This window comes from Escherichia sp. E3659 (assembly GCF_005781135.1).
Lineage (GTDB): Bacteria > Pseudomonadota > Gammaproteobacteria > Enterobacterales > Enterobacteriaceae > Escherichia.
Genome location: NZ_VATQ01000027.1, coordinates 174,393 through 198,263 on the forward strand (window position 1 = coordinate 174,393; position 23,871 = coordinate 198,263).

Sequence of the window (23,871 nt, forward strand, 5' to 3'; positions counted from 1 at the left end):
GAAATTTCCGATTTGGTTTCATTTGGGCAGTTTATAAACAAACGCGCGGTAGTATAAAGGCAAGCCAGACGCATTGATATACCCGTCAGAGTGACGGGTGATAAGGAGATCATCACAATGGCATTTAAGAACTGGCAAATTGGGTTGCATTTACAACAGCAAGAAGCGGTGGCGGTTGCTATCGTGCGTGGTGCAAAAGAATGTTTTTTGCAACGTTGGTGGCGTTTGCCGCTGGCGACAGACATTATCAAAGATGGACGCATTCTCGATACAGAGCGGCTGGCAAAAACGTTGTTACCGTGGAGTCGTGAACTGCCGCATCGACATCACATTATGCTGGCATTTCCTGCTGGTCGAACGTTACAGAGGGCATTTCCACGCCCGGCGATGTCTCTCGGTGAGCGAGAGCAAACGGCATGGCTGGCAGGCACAATGGCACGCGAGCTGGATATGGAACCGGACTCTCTGCGCTTCGATTATAGCGAAGATTCACTAAGCCCGGCCTATAACGTGACCGCCGCGCAAAGCAAAGAGTTGGCAACGTTACTTACCCTGGCAGAAAGATTGCGTGTTCACGTTAGCGCGATTACCCCGGATGCCTGCGCTTTACAACGATTTCTGCCTTTTTTACCCCCTCACAAGCAATGTCTGGCCTGGTGTGACCACGAACAGTGGTTGTGGGCGACGCGTTATAACTGGGGGCGCAAGCTGGTGGTGGGGATGACAAGCGCGAATGACCTTGCAGCGATGTTATCTGTGGACCCCGGCAGTATCGCAATATGCGGCGAAGGCGGATTTGACCCCTGGGAGGCGGTTTCTGTTCGTCAGCCGCCGCTACCGCCACCAGGTGGAGACTTCGCCATTGCGCTGGGGTTGGCGCTTGGGGAGAGTCGCTAATGAACCCACCAATCAATTTTTTGCCCTGGCGACAGCAACGCCGTGCGGTCTTTTTTCGCTTCTGGTTGCAGATGTTTGTTGCCCCTCTGCTGCTGACCGTAGGGATAACGCTAATGCAGCGTCTGGCATATAACGCCGAAGCACGTGTAGACGCCATTTTGCTCGAGGGAGAACAACAACTCGCCCGTAGCTTACAGGTCACTAAGCCACGTTTGCTGGAACGCCAACAGTTACGCGAACAGCATTTGCGACGTCAGCGTCAGCGACAATTTACCCGCGACTGGCAACCAGCGCTGGAAGCGCTGGCGATGCTTTTACCAGAAAAAGCCTGGCTGACCACGCTGAGCTGGCAGCAGGGAACGCTGGAAGTCAAAGGACTTACGTCGAACATCACCGCACTAAATGTGTTGGAGAAGTCACTCCGTGAGGATGCCTCTTTTCAGCTCAACCAGCGAGGGGCCACGCAGCAGGATGCACAAGGGCGCTGGCAATTTGCGTATCAGTTAACAAGGAAGGTTAGCGATGAACTCGCTCTTTGACTGGTGGTTTGCCACATCTCCTCGTACCCGTCAGTTTGGCTGGGCAGTCTGGTTGCTGGTGTTATTCACAATCATCGTTCTTTCATTGGCCCATCAGGAAGAGAGCGACGCATTAATTCGACTGCGGGCAAGTAATCACCAGCAGTGGGCTGCACTGCATCGCCTGGTAGACACCACACCCATCCGCGAAGAAAAGACGTTGCCCTTTTCGCCGCTGGATTTTCAGTTGCCTGGTGCGCAACTGGTTTACTGGCATCCGTCAGCCCAGGGAGGCGAGTTGGCGTTGAAAACGCTCTGGGAAGCGGTGCCGTCGGCATTTACACGACTGGCAGAGCGCAACGTCAGCGTAAGTCGTTTTTCGTTAAGCGTGGAAGGTGATGAACTCTTGTTCACGCTCCAACTGGAGGGGGCGAATGATGGCTAAACGTTGGCTGCTGGCTGGTGTTGCATTATGGCTATTAACCGGCATGCGCGACCCGTTTAAACCACCGGAAGATCTATGCCGGATTAGCGAACTTACCCAGTGGCGCTATCAGGGGATGGTAGGAAGAGGCGAGCGCGTTATCGGCGTAATAAAAGATGGGCAAAAGAAATGGCGACGGGTGCAGCAAAACGATGTGCTGGAAAACGGCTGGACGATCTTACAGCTGACGCCAGACACACTAACGCTGGGAACCGGGACAAACTGCGAACCGCCACAGTGGTTGTGGCAACGGCAAGGAGATACAAATGAAGCAATGGATAGCCGCACTACTGTTGATGATGATGCCCATCGTGCAGGCGGCAAAGCCGCAAAAAGTCACGCTGATGGTGGATGACGTTCCGGTTGCTCAGGTTTTGCAGGCGCTGGCCGAACAGGAGAAGCTAAACCTGGTGGTGTCGCCAGACGTCAGCGGTACGGTATCGCTACATTTAACGGATGTTCCCTGGAAGCAGGCGCTACAAACCGTAGTGAAAAGCGCCGGGCTGATAACGCGTCAGGAAGGCAACATTCTTTCAGTGCATTCCGTTGCCTGGCAAAATGAAAATATCGCCCGCCAGGAGGCAGAGAAGGCACGGGTGCAGGCAAACCTGCCGCTGGAAAATCGCAGCATTACCCTGCAATACGCCGATGCCGGAGAGTTGGCGAAAGCGGGGGAGAAGCTACTTAGCGCCAAAGGCAGCATGACCGTTGATAAACGCACCAATCGCCTTTTGCTGCGCGATAACCAGGCGGCGTTAACTGCACTGGAACAGTGGGTCATGCAAATGGATTTGCCGGTAGGCCAGGTTGAACTGTCGGCGCATATTGTCACTATTAATGAAAAAAGTTTGCGTGAGTTAGGCGTGAAATGGACGCTGGCCGATGCGCAACACGCTGGCGGCGTTGGGCAAGTGACTACGCTCGGTAGCGATCTCGCGGTGGCGACGGCGACGACGCATATCGGTTTTAACATTGGGCGGATCAACGGACGTTTGCTGGATCTGGAGCTTTCCGCACTAGAACAGAAACAGCAACTGGATATCATCGCCAGCCCTCGTTTACTGGCTTCGCATCTCCAGCCTGCCAGCATTAAACAGGGAAGCGAAATTCCGTATCAGGTTTCCAGTGGTGAAAGTGGTGCAACATCGGTGGAGTTTAAAGAGGCGGTACTGGGAATGGAGGTCACGCCCACGGTGTTACAAAAAGGTCGCATCCGGCTGAAATTACACATCAGCCAGAACGTTCCGGGGCAGGTCCTTCAACAAGCCGATGGCGAAGTGCTGGCAATTGATAAGCAGGAGATCGAAACGCAAGTCGAGGTCAAAAGCGGAGAAACGTTGGCGCTGGGCGGCATTTTTACCCGTAAAAATAAATCGGGTCAGGATAGCGTACCGCTGTTGGGTGACATTCCCTGGTTCGGGCAATTATTTCGTCATGATGGAAAAGAAGATGAACGACGTGAGTTAGTGGTGTTTATCACGCCACGACTGGTTTCCAGTGAGTAAACCGCCGCAAAAGCGGTGATGTTTTTACGTTGAACGTGTTTCATCTATTTGACGCGCGCAGGTATTTAGCATACAAGGAGTACCGATTTGAGAGTTGGTGCTCTTAGCTGCCTGCGTTTTATGATGATGATTTATCATTCAGGCGGCATTTTGCTGTCTTTTTTACGCTAATCTTACCCGGTGATTTATCGCCAAAGCGGTGATAGCAAGGCAGCATGCCTGCAGCGACCAGATATGCAGAGGGATGGGCGATTTATTCAGTTGCCAAACCTGCTGGAGTATTGAGATAATTTTCAGTCTGACTCTCGCAATATCTTATGAGGTTTCAGTTCATGTCCTGCTGCGCTCTCTGAGCGAAGCGGGTTTATCATTAACGAATAGTCTTAGTAGTACCGAAAAAATGGCAGAGAAACGCAATATCTTTCTGGTTGGGCCTATGGGTGCCGGAAAAAGCACTATTGGGCGCCAGTTAGCTCAACAACTCAATATGGAATTTTACGATTCCGATCAAGAGATTGAGAAACGAACCGGAGCTGATGTGGGCTGGGTTTTCGATTTAGAAGGCGAAGAAGGCTTCCGCGATCGCGAAGAAAAGGTCATCAATGAATTGACCGAGAAGCAGGGTATTGTGCTGGCTACTGGCGGCGGCTCTGTGAAATCCCGCGAAACGCGTAACCGTCTTTCCGCTCGTGGCGTTGTCGTTTATCTTGAAACGACCATCGAAAAGCAACTTGCACGCACGCAGCGTGATAAAAAACGCCCGTTGCTGCACGTTGAAACACCGCCACGTGAAGTTCTGGAAGCGTTGGCCAATGAACGCAATCCGCTGTATGAAGAGATTGCCGACGTGACCATTCGTACTGATGACCAAAGCGCTAAAGTGGTCGCAAACCAGATTATTAACATGCTGGAAAGCAACTAATTCTGGCTTTAAATACACTCGTCTGCGGGTACAGTAATTAAGGTGGATGTCGCGTTATGGAGAGGATAGTCGTCACTCTCGGGGAACGTAGTTACCCAATTACCATCGCATCTGGTTTGTTTAACGAACCAGCTTCATTCTTACCGCTGAAATCGGGCGAGCAGGTGATGTTGGTCACCAACGAAACCCTGGCTCCTCTGTATCTCGATAAGGTCCGCGGCGTACTTGAACAGGCGGGTGTTAACGTCGATAGCGTTATCCTCCCTGACGGCGAGCAGTATAAAAGCCTGGCAGTACTCGACACCGTCTTTACAGCGTTGTTGCAAAAGCCGCATGGCCGCGATACTACACTGGTTGCACTTGGCGGCGGCGTGGTGGGCGATCTTACCGGTTTCGCGGCGGCGAGCTATCAGCGCGGCGTTCGCTTCATTCAAGTCCCAACGACGCTATTGTCGCAGGTTGACTCCTCCGTTGGCGGCAAAACCGCGGTAAACCATCCCCTCGGTAAAAACATGATTGGCGCGTTTTACCAACCTGCATCGGTGGTGGTAGATCTCGATTGTCTGAAAACGCTTCCTCAGCGTGAGTTGGCTTCGGGGCTAGCGGAAGTCATCAAATACGGCATTATTCTTGACGGCGAGTTTTTCCATTGGCTGGAAGAGAATCTCGACGCGCTGCTTCGTCTGGATGGCCCTGCAATGGCGTACTGTATTCGCCGCTGCTGTGAGCTGAAAGCAGAAGTTGTTGCCGCCGACGAGCGTGAAGCTGGCTTACGTGCTTTACTCAATCTTGGACATACCTTTGGTCATGCCATTGAAGCTGAAATGGGCTATGGTAATTGGCTACACGGTGAAGCGGTTGCTGCGGGTATGGTAATGGCGGCGCGCACATCGGAACGTCTCGGGCAGTTCAGTTCTGCCGAAACGCAGCGTATTATTACCCTGCTCACGCGGGCTGGGTTACCGGTCAATGGGCCGCGCGAAATGTCCGCGCAGGCATATTTACCGCATATGCTGCGTGACAAGAAAGTTCTTGCGGGAGAAATGCGCTTAATTCTTCCGCTGGCAATTGGTAAGAGCGAAGTTCGCGGCGGTGTTTCGCACGATATCGTTCTTAACGCCATTGCTGATTGTCAGTTAGCGTAACAACAAGAAAGGTCAGGCCGCTTATCCGGCGGTTTATTAGCTTCAGGTTAATTGCAACGTGGTAAGCATTAACCTTTTAGTGGGGTGTTAAATGGATGAATTCAAACCAGAAGACGAGCTGAAACCCGATCCCAGCGATCGTCGTACTGGTCGTTCTCGTCAATCTTCTGAGCGTTCTGAACGTACTGAACGTGGCGAACCGCAGATCAATTTTGATGATATTGAACTTGATGATACGGATGATCGCCGTCCGACCCGCGCGCAAAAAGAGCGCGATGAGGAACCGGAAATCGAACAAGAATATGACGAATCCGAAGATGAAACGGTGGATGAAGAGCGTGTAGAGCGGCGTCCGCGTAAGCGCAAAAAAGCAGCCAGCAAACCTGCTTCTCGTCAGTATATGATGATGGGCGTCGGTATTCTTGTTCTGTTGCTGTTGATCATCGGTATCGGTTCTGCGTTAAAAGCCCCCTCGACCTCTTCCAGCGATCAAACAGCGTCTGGTGAGAAGAGTATTGATCTTGCTGGCAATGCGACCGATCAGGCGAATGGCGTGCAGCCAGCACCGGGAACCACGTCTGCGGAAAATACTCAGCAGGATGTTTCTCTGCCGCCGATTTCTTCTACGCCGACCCAGGGGCAAACCCCGGCGGCAACGGATGGTCAACAGCGTGTTGAAGTACAGGGTGATCTGAACAATGCCCTGACCCAGCCGCAAAATCAGCAACAGCTGAACAATGTGGCGGTAAATTCGACATTGCCGACCGAACCCGCAACGGTTGCGCCAGTACGCAATGGCAATGCATCGCGCGACACGGCAAAAACGCAAACCGCTGAACGTCCGACCACCACGCGTCCGCCGCGTCAGCAGGCAGTGATTGAACCGAAAAAACCGCAAGCAACGGTGAAAACCGAACCGAAGCCGGTAGCACAGCAACCGAAGCGTACCGAACCAGCAGCGCCAGTGGCGAGCTCGAAGGCACCGGCTGCGACTTCTACGCCAGCGGCAACGCCAGCGCCGAATGCGACTGCCAGCACGGAGCCGGCACAAACGGCATCTCCGGCGCAAACCACGACAACACCAGCTGCTGGGGCGAAGAGCGCGGGTAATGTTGGTTCGTTGAAATCGGCACCGTCAAGCCATTACACTCTGCAGTTGAGCAGTTCCTCTAACTACGACAACCTGAACGGTTGGGCGAAGAAAGAGAACCTGAAAAACTACGTTGTCTATGAAACGACGCGTAATGGTCAGCCGTGGTATGTCCTGGTTTCTGGCGTGTACGCTTCGAAAGAAGAAGCGAAAAAAGCGGTATCTACATTGCCAGCCGATGTCCAGGCCAAAAATCCTTGGGCGAAACCGCTGCGTCAGGTACAGGCCGATCTGAAGTAATCAAGGCTATTTCCCGCAATGGATAACCGTTGCGGGAATTGCCTGAAGCGCTGGATGCTGTCGGAGCTTTCTCCACAGCCGGAGAAGGTGTAATTAGTTAGTCAGCATGAAGAAAAATCGCGCTTTTTTGAAGTGGGCAGGGGGCAAATATCCCTTGCTTGATGATATTAAACGGCATTTGCCTAAGGGCGAATGTCTGGTTGAGCCTTTTGTTGGTGCCGGGTCGGTGTTTCTTAACACCGACTTTTCTCGTTATATCCTTGCTGATATCAACAGCGATCTGATTAGTCTCTACAACATTGTAAAGACGCGTACCGAAGAGTATGTGCAGGCTGCCCGCGAACTGTTTGTTCCCGAAACAAATTGCGCCGAGGTCTACTATCAGTTCCGCGAAGAGTTCAACAAAAGCCAGGATCCCTTGCGTCGGGCAGTACTGTTTTTATATTTGAACCGCTACGGCTACAACGGTTTGTGCCGTTACAATCTGCGCGGTGAATTTAATGTGCCGTTTGGCCGTTATAAAAAGCCCTATTTCCCGGAAGCTGAGTTGTATCATTTTGCCGAAAAAGCGCAGAATGCCTTTTTCTATTGTGAGTCTTACGCCGACAGCATGGCGCGCGCAGATGATGCATCCGTCGTCTATTGCGATCCGCCTTATGCGCCGCTTTCTGCGACCGCTAACTTCACGGCGTATCACACAAACAGTTTTACGCTTGAACAACAAGCCCATCTGGCGGAGATCGCAGAAGGTCTGGTTGATCGCCATATTCCTGTGCTGATCTCCAATCACGATACGATGTTAACGCGTGAGTGGTATCAGCGCGCAAAATTGCATGTCGTCAAAGTTCGACGCAGTATAAGCAGCAACGGCGGCACACGTAAAAAGGTGGACGAACTGCTGGCTTTGTACAAACCAGGAGTCGTTTCACCCGCGAAAAAATAATTCTCAAGGAGAAGCGGATGAAACAGTATTTGATTGCCCCCTCAATTCTGTCGGCTGATTTTGCCCGCCTGGGTGAAGATACCGCAAAGGCCCTGGCAGCTGGCGCTGATGTCGTGCATTTTGACGTCATGGATAACCACTATGTTCCCAACCTGACAATTGGGCCAATGGTGCTGAAATCCTTGCGTAACTACGGCATTACCGCCCCTATCGACGTGCATCTGATGGTGAAACCCGTTGATCGCATTGTGCCGGATTTCGCTGCTGCTGGCGCCAGCATCATTACCTTTCATCCAGAAGCCTCCGAGCACGTTGACCGCACGCTGCAACTGATTAAAGAAAATGGCTGTAAAGCGGGGCTGGTATTTAACCCGGCGACACCTCTGAGCTATCTGGATTATGTAATGGACAAGCTGGATGTGATCCTGCTGATGTCCGTCAACCCTGGTTTCGGCGGTCAGTCTTTCATTCCGCAAACATTAGATAAACTGCGCGAAGTGCGCCGCCGCATCGATGAGTCGGGCTTTGATATCCGTCTGGAAGTGGACGGTGGCGTGAAGGTGAACAACATTGGCGAAATCGCTGCGGCGGGCGCGGATATGTTCGTTGCCGGTTCGGCAATCTTCGACCAGCCAGACTACAAAAAAGTCATTGATGAAATGCGCAGTGAACTGGCAAAGGTAAGTCATGAATAAGTTTGAAGATATTCGCGGCGTCGCATTTGATCTCGACGGTACGCTGGTGGACAGTGCTCCTGGTCTTGCTGCTGCGGTAGATATGGCACTGTATGCGCTGGAGTTGCCTGTTGCAGGTGAAGAACGCGTTATTACCTGGATTGGTAACGGCGCAGATGTTCTGATGGAGCGCGCATTGACCTGGGCGCGTCAGGAACGTGCGACTCTGCGTAAAACAATGGGTAAACCGCCCGTTGATGACGACATTCCGGCAGAAGAACAGGTACGTATTCTGCGTAAACTGTTCGATCGCTACTATGGCGAAGTTGCCGAAGAGGGGACATTTTTGTTCCCGCACGTTGCTGATACTCTGGGCGCGTTGCAGGCTAAAGGCCTGCCGCTAGGCCTGGTTACCAACAAACCGACGCCGTTCGTCGCGCCGCTGCTCGAAGCGTTAGATATCGCAAAATACTTTAGCGTGGTTATCGGCGGCGATGATGTGCAAAACAAAAAACCGCACCCGGACCCACTGTTACTGGTGGCTGAGCGGATGGGAATTGCCCCACAACAGATGCTGTTTGTTGGCGACTCACGCAATGATATTCAGGCGGCAAAAGCGGCAGGTTGCCCATCAGTTGGCTTAACCTACGGATATAACTACGGCGAGGCTATCGATCTCAGCCAGCCTGATGTAATTTATCACTCTATAAATGACCTTCTGCCCGCATTAGGGCTTCCGCATAGCGAAAATCAGGAATCGAAAAATGACTAAGCCCATCGTTTTTAGTGGCGCACAGCCCTCAGGTGAATTGACCATTGGTAACTACATGGGTGCGCTGCGTCAGTGGGTAAACATGCAGGATGACTACCATTGCATTTACTGTATCGTTGACCAACACGCGATCACCGTGCGCCAGGACGCACAGAAACTGCGTAAAGCGACGCTGGATACGCTGGCGTTGTACCTGGCATGTGGCATCGATCCTGAGAAAAGCACCATCTTTGTTCAGTCCCATGTGCCGGAACATGCGCAGTTAAGTTGGGCGCTGAACTGCTATACCTACTTCGGCGAATTGAGCCGCATGACCCAGTTTAAAGATAAATCTGCGCGTTATGCCGAGAACATCAACGCTGGTCTGTTTGACTATCCGGTGCTGATGGCGGCGGACATCCTGCTGTATCAAACCAATCTGGTGCCGGTGGGTGAAGACCAGAAACAGCATCTGGAACTGAGCCGCGATATCGCCCAGCGTTTCAACGCGCTGTATGGCGATATCTTTAAAGTACCGGAGCCGTTTATTCCGAAATCTGGTGCGCGTGTAATGTCGCTGCTGGAGCCGACCAAGAAAATGTCCAAGTCTGACGATAACCGCAATAACGTTATCGGCCTGCTGGAAGATCCGAAATCGGTAGTGAAGAAAATCAAACGCGCGGTCACTGACTCCGACGAGCCACCGGTAGTTCGCTACGATGTGCAGAACAAAGCGGGCGTTTCCAACCTGCTGGATATCCTTTCTGCGGTAACGGGCAAAAGCATCCCGGAACTGGAAAAACAGTTCGAAGGCAAGATGTATGGTCATCTGAAAGGCGAAGTAGCTGATGCCGTTTCCGGTATGCTGACTGAATTGCAGGAACGCTATCACCGTTTCCGCAATGACGAAGCCTTCCTGCAACAGGTGATGAAAGACGGCGCAGAAAAAGCCAGCGCGCACGCTTCCCGTACGCTGAAAGCGGTGTATGAAGCGATTGGTTTTGTGGCGAAGCCGTAATTCACTATTGCTGGCAAATTGCGCTTTGTTCATGCCGGATGCGGCGTGAACGCCTTATCCGGCCTACAAAGTAATGCACATATTGCAAGGAAATGTAGGCCTGATAAGCGTAGCGCATCAGGCAATTTTGCTTTTATCATCACTCTGAAACCGGGGAAATCCGGTTTTTTTATCCTCTTTTCGCAACAACCCGAAAAAATGTGAAGTGCCTCGCCGTTTCCACATCTCTTAGTTGCCACTTATCTTCATTTTAATGAAGATATAAATATTCACTTTATTGAAAATATACTATGCGTCGAACGTTTATCAAAAAAGAAGGCGTCGTCATCACGACTCTGGCTCGTTATCTGTTAGGTGAAAAGTGCGGTAATCGATTGAAAACAATAGATGAACTGGCAACTGAGTGCCATTCATCGGTTGGTCTGACACAGGCCGCGCTGAAAACGCTGGAATCAAGCGGCGCGATAAGAATTGAACGCCGTGGGCGCAATGGCAGCTATCTGGTTGAGATGGATAATAAAGCCCTGCTGACTCATGTGGATATCAACAACGTGGTATGTGCGATGCCCTTGCCCTATACCCGTTTGTACGAAGGACTGGCGAGCGGATTGAAAGCCCAGTTTGATGGCATTCCTTTTTACTATGCGCATATGCGTGGCGCGGATATTCGCGTGGAGTGTTTGCTTAACGGCGTGTATGACATGGCGGTAGTGTCCCGCCTGGCGGCAGAAAGTTATCTCACGCAAAAAGGGTTATGCCTCGCGCTGGAGTTGGGGCCACATACCTATGTTGGCGAGCACCAGCTGATTTGCCGTAAAGGGGCGTCCGGCAACGTGAAACGCGTGGGGCTGGATAACCGCTCGGCGGATCAGAAAATCATGACCGATGTCTTTTTTGGCAATAGCGATGTGGAGCGCGTTGACCTCTCATATCACGAGAGTTTACAACGCATTGTTAAAGGCGATGTCGATGCGGTTATCTGGAACGCGGTGGCGGAAAGCGAACTGGCCATGCTGGGATTAGAAGCGACGCCGCTGACGAACGATCCGCTATTTTTACAGGCCACTGAAGCCGTGGTGCTAACGCGAGCCGATGATTACCCGATGCAACAATTGCTACGTGCGGTTGTTGATAAACATGCCCTGCTTGCTCATCAACAGCGAGTCGTCAGTGGGGAACTTGAACCCAGTTATTAAGCGAAAGGCGTCTTAAATGGAAAACAGACTCAACCTGCTTTGCGAGGCGGGAGTCATTGATAAGGACATCTGCAAAGGCATGATGCAGGTCGTCAAAGTACTGGAAACAGAATGCCATCTTCCCATACGCAGCGAGCAGGGAACGATGGCGATGACGCATATGGCGAGTGCGCTGATGCGCAGTCGTCGGGGCGAACACATACTGCCGCTGGATGACGAATTACTGGCGGAACTGGCGCAATCCACATACTGGCCAGCGATTGTGCAATTGCATCAGGTGCTATTGAAGGAATTCGCGCTGGAAATTAACCCGTGTGAAGAAGGGTATTTGCTGGCCAATCTCTATGGATTATGGATGGCCGCCAACGAAGGTGTCTGAGTTATACGGCAAATCCGCGTCACATAACTTAAATATTCAAAAAAATGAATGTTTAATTCAAGGAACAGAAACGAGGCAACAAGATGTTTGTAGAAGCATTGAAACGCCAGAACCCAGCGCTGATTTCCGCCGCACTAAGCTTGTGGCAACAGGGCAAGATCGCCCCGGACAGTTGGGTGATCGACGTGGATCAGATACTGGAAAACGGTAAGAGGCTGATTGAGACGGCGCGGCTTTACGGCATTGAGCTGTATCTGATGACCAAGCAGTTTGGCCGTAATCCGTGGCTGGCGGAAAAACTTCTGGCACTGGGCTACAGCGGCATTGTGGCGGTGGATTACAAAGAGGCGCGGGTCATGCGCCGCGCCGGTCTGCCGGTGGCGCATCAGGGACATCTGGTGCAAATCCCTTGTCACCAGGTTTCTGACGCCGTTGCACAGGGAACTGACGTCATCACCGTGTTTACTCTCGATAAAGCGCGGGAAGTCTCTGCAGCAGCGGTGAAGGCCGGACGTGTGCAGTCTGTGCTGCTCAAAGTTTATAGCGATGATGATTTTCTTTATCCGGGCCAGGAGAGCGGTTTTCCCCAAAACACGCTGCATGACATTGTCGCTGAAATCCAGAAACTGCCGGGGCTACATTTGGCGGGACTTACCCATTTCCCTTGCCTGCTTTGGGATGAGGCTGCCGGGAAAGTTTTGCCGACACCAAATCTTCACACGCTGGTACAAGCACGGGATCAACTGGCGAAATCTGGTATTGCGATTGAGCAACTGAACGCGCCTTCAGCGACCAGCTGCACTTCGCTGCCATTGCTGGCGCAATACGGTGTGACTCATGCCGAACCCGGTCATGCGCTGACGGGCACTATTCCGGCAAACCAGCAGGGCGACCAACCTGAACGTGTCGCGATGCTTTGGCTGAGCGAAATTTCCCATCATTTCCGTGGCGACAGCTACTGCTACGGCGGCGGTTACTACCGTCGTGGTCATGCTCACCGCGCTCTGGTTTTTACTAAAGAAAATCAAAAGATTACTGAAACCAACCTCAAAACTGTAGATGACAGCAGTATCGACTATTACCTGCCGTTAGCAGGCGAGTTTCCGGTGAGTAGTGCCGTAGTGTTCTGTTTTCGTACACAAATTTTTGTTACCCGCAGTGATGTGGTGCTGGTATCGGGTATTCAGCGTGGCGAACCGGAAATCGTCGGTCGTTATGACAGTCTTGGAAACTCTCTGGGGGCGTAATGGCGCGATTCGTGGTGTTAGTGATTGATAGCTTTGGCGTAGGCGCAATGAAAGATGTCACGCTGGTGCGCCCGCAGGATGCGGGAGCGAATACCTGTGGTCACATTTTGAGCCAGCTGCCGCATTTGCAGCTGCCAACGCTGGAGAAAATGGGGCTAATCAACGCATTAGGTTATGCGCCTGGAGATATGCAGCCGTCAGATTCTGCAACCTGGGGCGTGGCAGAGCTGCAACATGAAGGTGGCGATACCTTTATGGGGCATCAGGAAATTTTAGGCACGCGCCCGTTACCGCCGCTGCGGATGCCCTTTCGCGATGTGATTGACCGTGTTGAGCAAGCATTACTTAACGCTGGCTGGCAGGTGGAGCGCCATGGCGATGATCTGCAATTTCTGTGGGTCAATCAGGCGGTTGCGATTGGCGATAATCTCGAGGCGGATTTAGGCCAGGTCTATAACATTACCGCCAATCTCTCTGTGATCTCTTTTGACGACGCAATCAAAATTGGTCGTATCGTGCGTGACCAGGTACAGGTCGGTCGGGTCATTACATTTGGCGGCCTGTTAACCGACAGTCAGCGTATTCTCGATGCCGCAGAAAGCAAAGAAGGGCGCTTTATTGGTATTAATGCGCCGCGTTCTGGCGCTTATGACAACGGTTTCCAGGTCGTGCATATGGGCTACGGCGTTGATGAAAAAGTGCAGGTGCCACAAAAACTGTATGAAGCGGGCGTGCCAACCGTGCTGGTGGGTAAGGTGGCAGATATCGTCAACAATCCTTATGGCGTGAGCTGGCAAAACCTGGTGGATAGCCAGCGGATTATGGATATCACCCTCGACGAATTTATCACCCATCAGACAGCGTTTATTTGCACCAACATTCAGGAAACCGACCTCGCTGGTCACGCAGAAGACGTCGCACGTTATGCCGAACGTTTGCAAGTCGTTGACCGTAATCTTGCTCTCCTGGTTGAGGCGATGCAGCCAGATGACTGCCTGATCGTCATGGCTGATCATGGTAACGACCCGACAATCGGTCACAGCCACCATACTCGCGAAGTCGTGCCGGTGCTGGTTTATCAGCAAGGCCTGGCTGCCACGCAGCTTGGTGTTCGCACCACGCTCTCCGATGTGGGCGCTACCGTGTGTGAATTCTTCCGTGCGCCACCGCCACAAAATGGTCGCTCTTTTCTTTCCTCCCTCCGGTTTGCAGGAGACACCCTATGAGTTTTGATCCGACGGGCTACACCCTGGCCCATGAGCATCTGCATATTGATCTCTCCGGCTTTAAAAACAACGTGGACTGCCGCCTTGATCAGTATGCGTTCATTTGCCAGGAGATGAACGACCTGATGGCCCAGGGCGTGCGTAATGTGATTGAGATGACCAACCGTTACATGGGGCGCAATGCGCAATTTATGCTCGATGTAATGCGCGAAACCGGGATCAACGTGGTGGCCTGTACCGGTTATTACCAGGACGCGTTTTTCCCGGAACATGTGGCGACCCGCAGCGTGCAGGAACTGGCGCAAGAGATGGTCGATGAAATTGAGCAGGGTATCGATGGCACGGAACTGAAAGCCGGGATCATCGCGGAGATCGGCTCCAGCGAAGGGAAGATTACGCCGCTGGAAGAGAAGGTGTTTATTGCCGCTGCGCTGGCACATAACCAGACCGGACGCCCGATCTCCACACATACCTCTTTTAGCACGATGGGGCTGGAACAACTGGCTCTGTTGCAAGCCCACGGAGTTGATCTTTCGCGCGTCACCGTTGGTCACTGCGATCTGAAAGACAACCTCGACAACATTTTGAAGATGATCGATCTCGGCGCGTACGTGCAGTTCGACACCATTGGTAAGAACAGTTACTACCCGGACGAAAAGCGTATTGCGATGCTTCATGCGCTACGCGACCGTGGGTTGCTGAACCGCGTCATGCTGTCGATGGATATTACGCGCCGTTCCCATTTAAAAGCCAACGGTGGTTATGGCTATGACTTTTTATTGACCACCTTTATTCCGCAATTGCGCCAGTCAGGATTCAGTCAGGCCGATGTGGATGTGATGTTACGTGAAAATCCCTCTCAATTTTTCCAATAAGGACAGACTCATGAAAAAGATTGGCGTTGCAGGCTTACAGCGTGAGCAGATTAAAAAAACCATTGAAGCGACGGCTCCAGGCTGTTTTGAAGTTTTCATTCATAACGATATGGAAGCAGCGATGAAGGTGAAATCCGGGCAACTGGATTACTACATCGGCGCGTGTAATACCGGTGCGGGCGCGGCATTGTCGATTGCCATCGCGGTGATTGGCTATAACAAAAGTTGCACCATTGCCAAGCCTGGCATTAAAGCGAAAGACGAACATATCGCCAAAATGATCGCCGAAGGGAAAGTGGCGTTTGGGCTTTCCGTTGAGCACGTCGAACACGCGATTCCGATGTTGATTAACCATCTGAAATAAAAGGCACGACTATGGATCTGTATATTCAGATTATCGTGGTGGCGTGCCTGACGGGTATGACATCGCTTCTGGCGCATCGCTCGGCGGCTGTTTTTCATGACGGCATCCGACCGATCCTGCCGCAACTGATTGAAGGCTATATGAACCGTCGCGAGGCGGGGAGTATCGCTTTTGGTCTGAGCATTGGTTTTGTGGCCTCGGTGGGGATCTCTTTTACCCTGAAAACCGGGCTGCTAAACGCATGGCTACTCTTTCTTCCTACCGATATCCTCGGCGTACTGGCGATAAACAGCCTGATGGCGTTTGGCCTTGGCGCTATCTGGGGGATATTGATCCTCACCTGCCTGTTGCCAGTAAACCAGCTGCTGACCGCGCTACCGGTGGATGTATTAGGTAGTCTGGGGGAATTAAGCTCGCCGGTGGTTTCAGCTTTTGCACTGTTCCCACTGGTGGCGATTTTCTACCAGTTTGGCTGGAAGCAAAGTCTGATCGCCGCCGTGGTTGTGCTGATGACCCGTGTGGTAGTCGTGCGCTATTTCCCGCATCTCAATCCGGAATCCATCGAAATCTTTATTGGCATGGTAATGCTGCTGGGGATCGCGATAACTCACGACCTGCGTCATCGTGATGAAAATGACATCGATGCCAGCGGGCTTTCGGTGTTTGAAGAACGTACGTCGCGCATTATCAAAAACTTACCCTATATCGCCATTGTCGGGGCGCTGATTGCTGCCGTTGCCAGCATGAAGATTTTTGCTGGTAGCGAAGTTTCGATCTTCACACTGGAGAAAGCATATTCCGCAGGCGTAACGCCGGAACAATCGCAAACGCTGATTAATCAGGCGGCTCTGGCAGAATTTATGCGCGGACTGGGGTTTGTGCCGTTGATTGCCACCACCGCGTTAGCAACGGGTGTGTATGCAGTTGCGGGCTTTACCTTTGTTTATGCGGTGGGCTATCTCTCACCGAATCCGATGGTTGCAGCGGTATTAGGCGCAGTGGTTATTTCGGCAGAAGTCTTGCTGCTTCGTTCGATCGGCAAATGGCTGGGGCGCTACCCGTCGGTGCGTAATGCGTCGGATAACATCCGTAACGCCATGAATATGCTGATGGAAGTGGCTCTGCTGGTCGGTTCGATTTTCGCAGCAATTAAGATGGCGGGTTATACCGGATTCTCTATCGCGGTTGCCATTTACTTCCTCAACGAATCTCTGGGCCGTCCGGTACAGAAAATGGCGGCACCGGTCGTGGCAGTAATGATCACCGGCATCCTGCTGAATGTTCTTTACTGGCTTGGCCTGTTCGTTCCGGCTTAAGGAAGGCACCTATGAAGACGTTTCCTCTGCAAAGCCTGACGATTATTGAGGCGCAGCAAAAGCAGTTTGCGCTGGTGGATAGCATTTGTCGCCATTTCCCCGGCAGCGAGTTTCTTACTGGCGGTGATTTAGGGTTAACTCCAGGTCTGAATCAACCGCGTATTACCCAACGGGTGGAGCAGGTGCTGGCTGATGCATTTCACGCACAGGCCGCGGCGCTGGTGCAGGGCGCGGGGACTGGAGCGATTCGCGCCGGGCTGGCGGCTTTGCTCAAACCGGGGCAGCGTCTTCTGGTGCATGACGCGCCTGTTTATCCGACGACTCAGGTCATTGTTGAGCAGATGGGGCTGACGCTTATCACTGCTGATTTCAATGACCTGGCGGCACTGAAGCAGGCCATTGAAGAGCAACAACCGGATGCGGCGCTGGTGCAGCATACGCGCCAGCAGCCACATGACAGCTATGTGCTGGCAGATGTGCTGGCAACGTTGCGCGCGGCAGGCGTTCCAGCGTTAACCGATGACAACTATGCGGTGATGAAGGTAGCGCGAATCGGCTGCGAATGCGGGGCGAATGTCTCGACATTCTCCTGCTTCAAGCTGTTTGGGCCAGAGGGCGTTGGCGCGGTGGTAGGTGATGCCGATGTTATTCGTCGGATTCGTGCCACGCTTTACTCCGGCGGCAGCCAGATTCAGGGCGCTCAGGCGCTGGAAGTGTTGCGTGGATTGGTGTTCGCGCCGGTAATGCATGCGGTGCAGGCGGGGGTATCTGAACGGCTGCTGGCCTTGCTCAACGGTGGCGCAGTACCGGAAGTGAAAAGCGCCGTCATTGCTAATGCGCAGTCGAAGGTGTTGATTGTGGAGTTTCATCAGCCGATTGCCGCCAGGGTGCTGGAAGAGGCGCAAAAGCGCGGCGCGTTGCCTTACCCGGTGGGCGCGGAGTCGAAATATGAAATCCCGCCGCTCTTTTACCGTCTTTCCGGAACGTTTCGTCAGGCGAATCCGCAATTAGAACATTGTGCGATTCGCATTAATCCTAATCGTAGCGGTGAGGAGACGGTGTTGCGGATTTTGCGTGAGAGTATTGGCAGTATTTAATCGTTGTGAATGACGTTTACGGAGTTAATACAAAAACAAATACGCCCTCAGGTAATCCCGAGGGCGTCAGGTAATTAAATCAGCGTTAGCTAATTTCAGTCAGAGACTTACTGTGCAGTAGGACCGCAGCCGCCAATGATTTTAGAAATAGAAATTGCCGGGTGCAGCAGGTAGTCGTAAGAGCAGTTCTTTTCACGGTTTTCAATATGACCAGTACATGCAGTTAATGTTGCCAGAACTGCACCAACCAGTGCCACTTTAATAAACTTGTTCATTTTCATTCCCTATGTAAAATATATCGAGTAATATTCATTGATTATGTGAATATAAGCAAACAGCTCGCTAAAGACGATACAGGAATATCTATTATACGTCAGTGAACGGACTATGAATATTATGCTTATATTTGTAAGCCGCTGTAACTGCAGGACGTTATTAAAATAAATTAGTTAAAAGTTTGTTTTATGTATGCTGAAAATAAACATTAATATAAGTATGTTTGTAAATAAAAAAAGGCCAGAAATATCCGGCCTTAGTTAATTTTTTTTAAATTAATGGTTAGAGAACCAATTTAATTTATTGCGCAGGCCAACGACCCGACCAATAATAATTAATGATGGGCTGTTCATTTGTTGAGCCAGTTCACCTAGCTGCGCGAGCGTACCGTCAATCACGCGTTGCGTGACCGCCGTGCCGTTTTCAACAATCGCCACTGGCATTTCACCAGGCATTCCGTGTTCAATCAGTTTTTGCTGAATGGTCGCGGCCTGATTCAGCCCCATATAGAACACCAGCGTCTGTTTTTCTGCCGCCAGATTTTCCCAGTCCAGCTCGCCACCGGTTTTTAAGTGTCCGGTAATTAAGCGTACGCTCTGAGCATAATCGCGATGCGTAAGTGGAATACCCGAATAGGCAGAGCAACCAGAAGCTGCGGTAATACCCGGAACCACCGAGAACGGAATACCTGCATTGCACAGTGTTTCCAGCTCTTCGCCACCACGGCCGAAAATAAACGGATCGCCGCCTTTCAGACGCACCACGCGTTTGCCTTTTTGCGCTTCCCGCAGCAGGATCTGGTTAATCTCTTCCTGCGGTACGCAGTGATATCCCGCGCGTTTACCGACGAAGACACGATCCGCATCACGGCGTACCAGATTCATAATATCGTCAGAAACCAGACGGTCGTAGACCACCACATCAGCCTGCTGAATTTGTTGCAGACCTTTCAGCGTCAGCAGCCCGGCATCGCCCGGACCTGCACCAACCAGCACCACTTCACCACGATGATCGAGCGGTTCGTTGATTAACTGTTCGGTGGTTTCAGTAATGGCTTTCTGATCGTTGTTTGCCAGCGACTGCGCCAGGCGGTCGTTAACGAACAATTTTTCCCAGAAACGGCGACGTTCACCCATCGTGGCGAACTGTTGTTTCACTCGACCGCGTAATTGCCCGGCGTATTTCGCTACCTGGCCCAGATGTAACGGCAGTAGTGATTCAAGTTTTTCGCGCAACAGTCGCGCCAGAACCGGAGAAGTACCGCCAGAGGAGACCGCCACCATCAGCGGTGAGCGGTCAATAATCGACGGCATAATAAAGCTGGCGGCTTTCGGCGCATCGACCACGTTACAGAAGATGCGACGAGCTTCAGCGGCTTCGCTGACACGCTGGTTAAGCGCGTCATCATCCGTCGCTGCAATCGCCAGCCAGCAGGTGTCGAGAAGGCTTTCATCAAATGGCCCTTCGACGAGGGTTAACATGCCTGCATCTGCCCATGCGGTGAACTGTGGAATAAACGCTAATGCATTCACCGTTAAGCGAGCGCCTGCGTCTAACAGCAACCTTGCTTTGCGTTCCGCGACATCACCACCGCCGACAATCAGACAGTCGCGATCGCGTAATTGGCAAAATATAGGCAAATGATCCACGTAAAAACCCCTTAGTAATTAACCGGCAGCCGTTTCAGTTTGATTAAATTTGTCCGCAACCGGACGATTCGCTTTCGGCGTAGCATACCAATAACCCAATCCCATGAATACGGCGCCCGATAAAGTATTACCCAGCGTCACCCACAGCAGGTTATGACCAATACCCGCCAGCGTGTAGGCTTCGCTGTGGTTGCCGAACCAGGAGAGCGCGAACAGCGTCATGTTAGCGATGGAGTGCTCGTAGCCGGACGCGATAAATGCCAGCAGACACCACCAGATAGCGATAAATTTCGCTGCACCTTCGGTGCGCAGTGCCATCCAGATTGCCAGACAAACCAGCCAGTTACACAATGCGCCTTTGAAGAACAGTACCATTGCCGGTGCGGTAGTTTTAGCCAGCGCGACGGAGTGAACAATGCTGGTATCTACTGGCAGCAGGCTACCACCGCCCCAGCTATAGAGCATGGCAACAAAGACAGAACCGACCAGGTTACCCAGCCAGGTTTGCGGCAGGATTGCCCACATTTGCCCGTGGCTGATAGTGCCCGCTTTCACCCCAAAGGTGAGGAACATGGTGTGTCCGGTGAACAGTTCAGAACCGGCGATAATCACCAGCGTTAAGGCGATACCAAAGGTCGCGCCCATCACCAGCGGACGTACGGACGGGTCGAGCAAATTACCGAGCGTGAAAATCAGGATGATCCCAAGACCCACATACGCGCCCGCCATGGCGGAGCTGACCCAAAAGCCGAGCGGGTTATTTGCCGACAGGCGTGCAATGCGCGCAGCATTAGCCGCACACTTATTAATAGTGTCTGTAAACATTTGATTATCCTTTAAAAAATAAAAACAAAAAATAAAACAAAAAGTTTAAAAAATGTCCTGCAATATACCGAAGGTCATTACAGGACAATGCAAAAAGGGGAGGCATTGCGCCTCCCGTTAAAACATTAACCGCGCAGCTGTACCACGCCGTCTTTCACTCGAGCTTCGTAATGCTTGACGGAAAACTGCTCGTCTTCCATGCACAAGCCGTCGCTTAAGCGAAAACGCTGTTTTTTCAGCGGGCTGGCGACCCACAGCTCGCCCTGATGCTCCGCAATCAGCCCGCGTGACAGCACGCTGGATTCGAAGAACGGATCGATGTTGCTGATCGCAAACACCTGATCGCTGTGATACGGGCGGAAAATTGCTACCTGCTCGTCACCTAACAGCGCGCAGACGCCGGTTTCAGGCAGGATGTCATCGATTTTGCAGATGTCTTTCCACTGGCTCATGCGTTGTCCTCCACCAGAGTTACCGGGATACGTTCATACGGCGTTGCCGGACGGTGCTGTTCGCGCTCTGGCACCATCTGCACGTTCGGGTCACGCTTGTCGCTGTTGATGAAGTGTTTGAAGCGAGTCTGCGCAGACGGCGTATTGACCGTTTCAGTCCACTCACACACTACCGCTTCACGCAGGCGCGCCATCTCTTCTTCCAGATGTGCGTTCAGCCCCAGTTTGTCGTCAATGATCACCGCTTTCAGGTAATCAATGCCGCCTTCGAGGTTTTCTAACCACGGTGCGGTACGCGTCAGTTTGTCGGCAGTACGGATGTAGAACATCATGAAGCGGTCGAGATATTTGATCAGCGTTTCGCGATCGATATCCGCTGCCAGCAGATCCGCATGACGCGGTTTCATGCCGCCGTTACCGCAAACATACAGGTTCCAGCCTTTTTCAGTGGCGATGATACCCACGTCTTTACCCTGAGCTTCTGAACATTCACGGGTACAGCCGGAGACACCGAACTTCATTTTGTGCGGCGTACGGATGCCTTTGTAGCGGTTTTCCAGTTCCACGCCGAGGCCGACGCTGTCGCCAACGCCGTAGCGGCACCAGGTGCTACCCACGCAGGTTTTCGCCATACGTAGTGCTTTCGCATAGGCATGACCGGTTTCGAAGCCAGCTTCAATCAGCTGACGCCAGATCTCCGGCAGATCGTCTTTCTGTGCGCCAAACATCGCCAGGCGCTGAGAGCCGGTGATTTTGGTGTAGAGATTAAATTCACGCGCGATACGACCCACTGCCATCAGTCCTTCCGGGGTGATTTCACCGCCCGGAGAGCGCGGGATCACCGAGTAGGTGCCGTCTTTCTGGATGTTAGCGAGGAAGTTATCGTTAGAATCCTGCAGCGGAGTATGTTCCGGCTTCAGAATGTATTCGTTCCAGCAGGAGGCCAGCAGCGAACCGACGGTCGGTTTACAAACTTCACAACCGTAACCTTTGCCGTGTTTCGCCAGCAGTTCTTCGAAGGTTTTAATGCCTTCAACGCGGATCAAATGGAACAGTTCCTGACGCGAATAAGCAAAGTGTTCGCACAGGTTGTTGTTAACTTCGATGCCCTGTTTCGCCAGTTCCGCGTTCAGTACCTGAGTGACCAGCGGGATACAGCCACCGCAGCCAGTACCCGCTTTGGTTTCGGCTTTCAGCGCCGCAACGGTGTGGCAGCCTTTGTTGATGGCAGCAATCAGATCACCTTTGGTGACGTCGAAGCAGGAGCAGATTTGCGCGCTGTCCGGCAGTTTATCAACACCGATAGACGGCTTGCCGCTACCAGAGTGCGCCGGCAGGATCAGGGAATCCGGGTTTTCCGGCAGCTCGATAGCATTCAGCACCAGTTGCAGCAGGTTACCGTAGTCGCTGGTATCGCCCACCAGTACCGCACCGAGCAGGGTTTTGTTGTCTTCGCTGACAATCAGGCGTTTGTAGATCTCTTTGCTTTCGTCGAGGTAAACGTAGCTACGTGCGCCAGGCGTGCGACCGTGCGCATCACCAATACCGCCTACGTCTACGCCCAGCAGTTTCAGCTTGGCGCTAAGGTCAGCACCTTCAAAGGCGTTTTCGCTACCGAGAATGTGGTCAACGGCGACCTGCGCCATTTTGTAGCCAGGTGCTACCAGACCAAATACACGGTTGTTCCAGCTTGCGCATTCACCGATGGCGTAGATATCCGGATCGGAAGTCTGGCAGGAATCATTAATGACGATACCCCCACGCGGAGCAACGTCCAGACCACACTGGGTTGCCAGCTTATCGCGCGGACGGATACCGGTAGAGAAGACGATAAAGTCAACTTCCAGCTCGCTGCCGTCGGCAAAACGCATGGTTTTACGCGCTTCGACACCTTCCTGCACAATCTCAAGGGTGTTTTTGCTGGTGTGAACGCGTACACCCATACTTTCGATTTTGCGACGCAGCTGCTCGCCACCCATCTGATCAAGCTGTTCTGCCATCAGCATAGGGGCAAATTCGATAACGTGGGTTTCAATACCTAAGTTTTTCAGCGCGCCAGCGGCTTCCAGACCTAACAGGCCGCCACCAACAACGGCACCGCGCTTGCTGCGACGTGCGCAGGATTCAATGGCGTTGAGGTCTTCAATGGTGCGATAGACAAAGCAGTCCTGAGTATCAGAACCTTTGATTGGCGGGATCCACGGGTAGGAACCGGTCGCCATGATCAGCTTGTCATAAAAAACGGTGCGCCCGGCGCTGGAGTGGATCACCTTCTCCTGACGGTTGATGGTGATAGCGCGTTCGCCGACCAGAACTTTAATGCCGTGTTTCTCGTAGAAGCCTTCGCGCACCAGCGACAGCTCTTCGGCGGTGTGGTGAGAGAAGTAAGACGAGAGGTGTACGCGGTCATAAGCGATGCGCGGTTCTTCACAGAAAACGGTAATATCAAAGTTGGCCGCATCAGATTTATCAAGAAGATCTTCGATAAAGCGATGGCCGACCATACCGTTACCGATAATTGCGAGTCTGACTTTGCTCATTTTTGCCTCGATTTCTTTTTTATTATCGCCTACCTTAACGATTCAGCAACCCCGCTTATTGATGTAAATCAAATTCACCTTTATATACTCCTTAAGTGGTATATTGCTGATTTGTATAAATTTTCTTAAGTCACGGAATTGTCTGACATTTCATGTTTGTGTAAAAAACACACAAAATGAAA

Annotated in this window: 25 protein-coding genes; 20 read left to right on the top strand and 5 right to left on the bottom strand. The window is 52.1% G+C overall.

All coding sequences use genetic code 11. The annotated features are described in order from the left end of the window. Positions 1 to 117: 117 nt before the first annotated feature. The 20 genes from hofM (at position 118) to FEK47_RS18630 (ending at position 17,947) form a co-directional block, all read left to right on the top strand. The gene (hofM, locus tag FEK47_RS18535) at positions 118 to 897 is read left to right on the top strand and encodes a DNA utilization protein HofM (RefSeq protein WP_138183315.1); all 780 of its coding nucleotides are present in this window, start codon (positions 118 to 120) and stop codon (positions 895 to 897) included. Further along, positions 897 to 1,436 (top strand): PilN domain-containing protein, encoded by a 540-nt coding sequence (locus FEK47_RS18540; protein ID WP_135487149.1) that lies wholly within the window; start codon positions 897 to 899, stop codon positions 1,434 to 1,436. Before hofM ends, FEK47_RS18540 begins: the two co-directional genes overlap by 1 nt. Beyond that, on the top strand, positions 1,420 to 1,860 hold the full coding sequence (locus tag FEK47_RS18545; RefSeq protein ID WP_130217650.1) for a DNA utilization protein HofO: 441 nt from the start codon (positions 1,420 to 1,422) through the stop codon (positions 1,858 to 1,860). The genes FEK47_RS18540 and FEK47_RS18545 overlap by 17 nt, the downstream gene beginning before the upstream one ends. Next, positions 1,850 to 2,254 (top strand): DUF2531 family protein, encoded by a 405-nt coding sequence (locus FEK47_RS18550; RefSeq protein ID WP_130221396.1) that lies wholly within the window; start codon positions 1,850 to 1,852, stop codon positions 2,252 to 2,254. The genes FEK47_RS18545 and FEK47_RS18550 overlap by 11 nt, the downstream gene beginning before the upstream one ends. Beyond that, on the top strand, positions 2,166 to 3,404 hold the full coding sequence (gene hofQ / locus FEK47_RS18555; protein WP_135487150.1) for a DNA uptake porin HofQ: 1,239 nt from the start codon (positions 2,166 to 2,168) through the stop codon (positions 3,402 to 3,404). Before FEK47_RS18550 ends, hofQ begins: the two co-directional genes overlap by 89 nt. A gap of 400 nt (positions 3,405 to 3,804) precedes the next feature. Further along, positions 3,805 to 4,326 (top strand): shikimate kinase AroK, encoded by a 522-nt coding sequence (gene aroK / locus FEK47_RS18560; protein ID WP_001507994.1) that lies wholly within the window; start codon positions 3,805 to 3,807, stop codon positions 4,324 to 4,326. 56 nt (positions 4,327 to 4,382) lie between these two features. Continuing rightward, complete coding sequence (gene aroB, locus FEK47_RS18565) at positions 4,383 to 5,471, top strand: 3-dehydroquinate synthase (protein WP_130208963.1); 1,089 nt, start codon at positions 4,383 to 4,385, stop codon at positions 5,469 to 5,471. A gap of 91 nt (positions 5,472 to 5,562) precedes the next feature. Beyond that, positions 5,563 to 6,861, top strand: a complete 1,299-nt coding sequence (gene damX / locus FEK47_RS18570; protein WP_130208961.1) for a cell division protein DamX — start codon at positions 5,563 to 5,565, stop codon at positions 6,859 to 6,861. Between the two features lie 106 nt (positions 6,862 to 6,967). Beyond that, a complete protein-coding gene (gene dam / locus FEK47_RS18575) occupies positions 6,968 to 7,804 on the top strand; it encodes an adenine-specific DNA-methyltransferase (protein WP_130217642.1) in 837 nt (278 codons plus the stop codon). Positions 7,805 to 7,821: 17 nt separating this feature from the next. After that, a complete protein-coding gene (gene rpe / locus FEK47_RS18580; protein ID WP_000816280.1) occupies positions 7,822 to 8,499 on the top strand; it encodes a ribulose-phosphate 3-epimerase in 678 nt (225 codons plus the stop codon). Beyond that, positions 8,492 to 9,250: a phosphoglycolate phosphatase gene (gph, locus tag FEK47_RS18585; RefSeq protein ID WP_130217640.1), complete on the top strand. Its 759-nt coding sequence runs from the start codon at positions 8,492 to 8,494 to the stop codon at positions 9,248 to 9,250. Before rpe ends, gph begins: the two co-directional genes overlap by 8 nt. Then, positions 9,243 to 10,247: a tryptophan--tRNA ligase gene (trpS, locus tag FEK47_RS18590; RefSeq protein WP_138183316.1), complete on the top strand. Its 1,005-nt coding sequence runs from the start codon at positions 9,243 to 9,245 to the stop codon at positions 10,245 to 10,247. The genes gph and trpS overlap by 8 nt, the downstream gene beginning before the upstream one ends. 290 nt (positions 10,248 to 10,537) lie before the next feature. Continuing rightward, the gene (gene yhfZ / locus FEK47_RS18595) at positions 10,538 to 11,443 is read left to right on the top strand and encodes a GntR family transcriptional regulator YhfZ (protein ID WP_130221399.1); all 906 of its coding nucleotides are present in this window, start codon (positions 10,538 to 10,540) and stop codon (positions 11,441 to 11,443) included. 16 nt (positions 11,444 to 11,459) lie between these two features. After that, positions 11,460 to 11,822 (top strand): PRD domain-containing protein, encoded by a 363-nt coding sequence (locus FEK47_RS18600; RefSeq protein WP_130208951.1) that lies wholly within the window; start codon positions 11,460 to 11,462, stop codon positions 11,820 to 11,822. A gap of 83 nt (positions 11,823 to 11,905) precedes the next feature. Next, positions 11,906 to 13,069 carry a YhfX family PLP-dependent enzyme gene (locus FEK47_RS18605; protein WP_135487151.1) on the top strand — a complete coding sequence of 388 codons (1,164 nt, stop codon included), beginning with the start codon at positions 11,906 to 11,908 and terminating at the stop codon, positions 13,067 to 13,069. Continuing rightward, on the top strand, positions 13,069 to 14,295 hold the full coding sequence (locus tag FEK47_RS18610; protein ID WP_135487152.1) for a phosphopentomutase: 1,227 nt from the start codon (positions 13,069 to 13,071) through the stop codon (positions 14,293 to 14,295). Before FEK47_RS18605 ends, FEK47_RS18610 begins: the two co-directional genes overlap by 1 nt. After that, positions 14,292 to 15,170: a phosphotriesterase-related protein gene (locus FEK47_RS18615; RefSeq protein WP_130258686.1), complete on the top strand. Its 879-nt coding sequence runs from the start codon at positions 14,292 to 14,294 to the stop codon at positions 15,168 to 15,170. The genes FEK47_RS18610 and FEK47_RS18615 overlap by 4 nt, the downstream gene beginning before the upstream one ends. A 10-nt stretch (positions 15,171 to 15,180) precedes the next feature. Beyond that, on the top strand, positions 15,181 to 15,534 hold the full coding sequence (locus FEK47_RS18620; protein WP_000719728.1) for a DUF2620 domain-containing protein: 354 nt from the start codon (positions 15,181 to 15,183) through the stop codon (positions 15,532 to 15,534). Positions 15,535 to 15,545: 11 nt separating this feature from the next. After that, entirely contained in the window at positions 15,546 to 16,850 is a 1,305-nt protein-coding gene (locus FEK47_RS18625; RefSeq protein ID WP_000366844.1) for a YhfT family protein, read from the top strand. A gap of 11 nt (positions 16,851 to 16,861) precedes the next feature. Further along, positions 16,862 to 17,947 (top strand): aminotransferase class I/II-fold pyridoxal phosphate-dependent enzyme, encoded by a 1,086-nt coding sequence (locus FEK47_RS18630; RefSeq protein WP_135487153.1) that lies wholly within the window; start codon positions 16,862 to 16,864, stop codon positions 17,945 to 17,947. Positions 17,948 to 18,054: 107 nt separating this feature from the next. Here FEK47_RS18630 and FEK47_RS18635 read toward each other — a convergent pair whose 3' ends face one another. The 5 genes from FEK47_RS18635 to nirB form a co-directional block, all read right to left on the bottom strand. Next, positions 18,055 to 18,222: a YhfL family protein gene (locus tag FEK47_RS18635; protein WP_064527562.1), complete on the bottom strand. Its 168-nt coding sequence runs from the start codon at positions 18,220 to 18,222 to the stop codon at positions 18,055 to 18,057. A 276-nt stretch (positions 18,223 to 18,498) separates the two neighbouring features. Next, positions 18,499 to 19,872, bottom strand: a complete 1,374-nt coding sequence (gene cysG, locus FEK47_RS18640; protein ID WP_130217628.1) for a siroheme synthase CysG — start codon at positions 19,870 to 19,872, stop codon at positions 18,499 to 18,501. An 18-nt stretch (positions 19,873 to 19,890) separates the two neighbouring features. Continuing rightward, a complete protein-coding gene (nirC, locus tag FEK47_RS18645) occupies positions 19,891 to 20,697 on the bottom strand; it encodes a nitrite transporter NirC (protein ID WP_000493563.1) in 807 nt (268 codons plus the stop codon). 125 nt (positions 20,698 to 20,822) lie between these two features. Continuing rightward, positions 20,823 to 21,149: a nitrite reductase small subunit NirD gene (gene nirD, locus FEK47_RS18650; RefSeq protein ID WP_000084764.1), complete on the bottom strand. Its 327-nt coding sequence runs from the start codon at positions 21,147 to 21,149 to the stop codon at positions 20,823 to 20,825. Continuing rightward, positions 21,146 to 23,689: an NADPH-nitrite reductase large subunit gene (gene nirB / locus FEK47_RS18655; RefSeq protein ID WP_000049213.1), complete on the bottom strand. Its 2,544-nt coding sequence runs from the start codon at positions 23,687 to 23,689 to the stop codon at positions 21,146 to 21,148. The genes nirD and nirB overlap by 4 nt, the downstream gene beginning before the upstream one ends. Positions 23,690 to 23,871 lie beyond the last annotated feature (182 nt).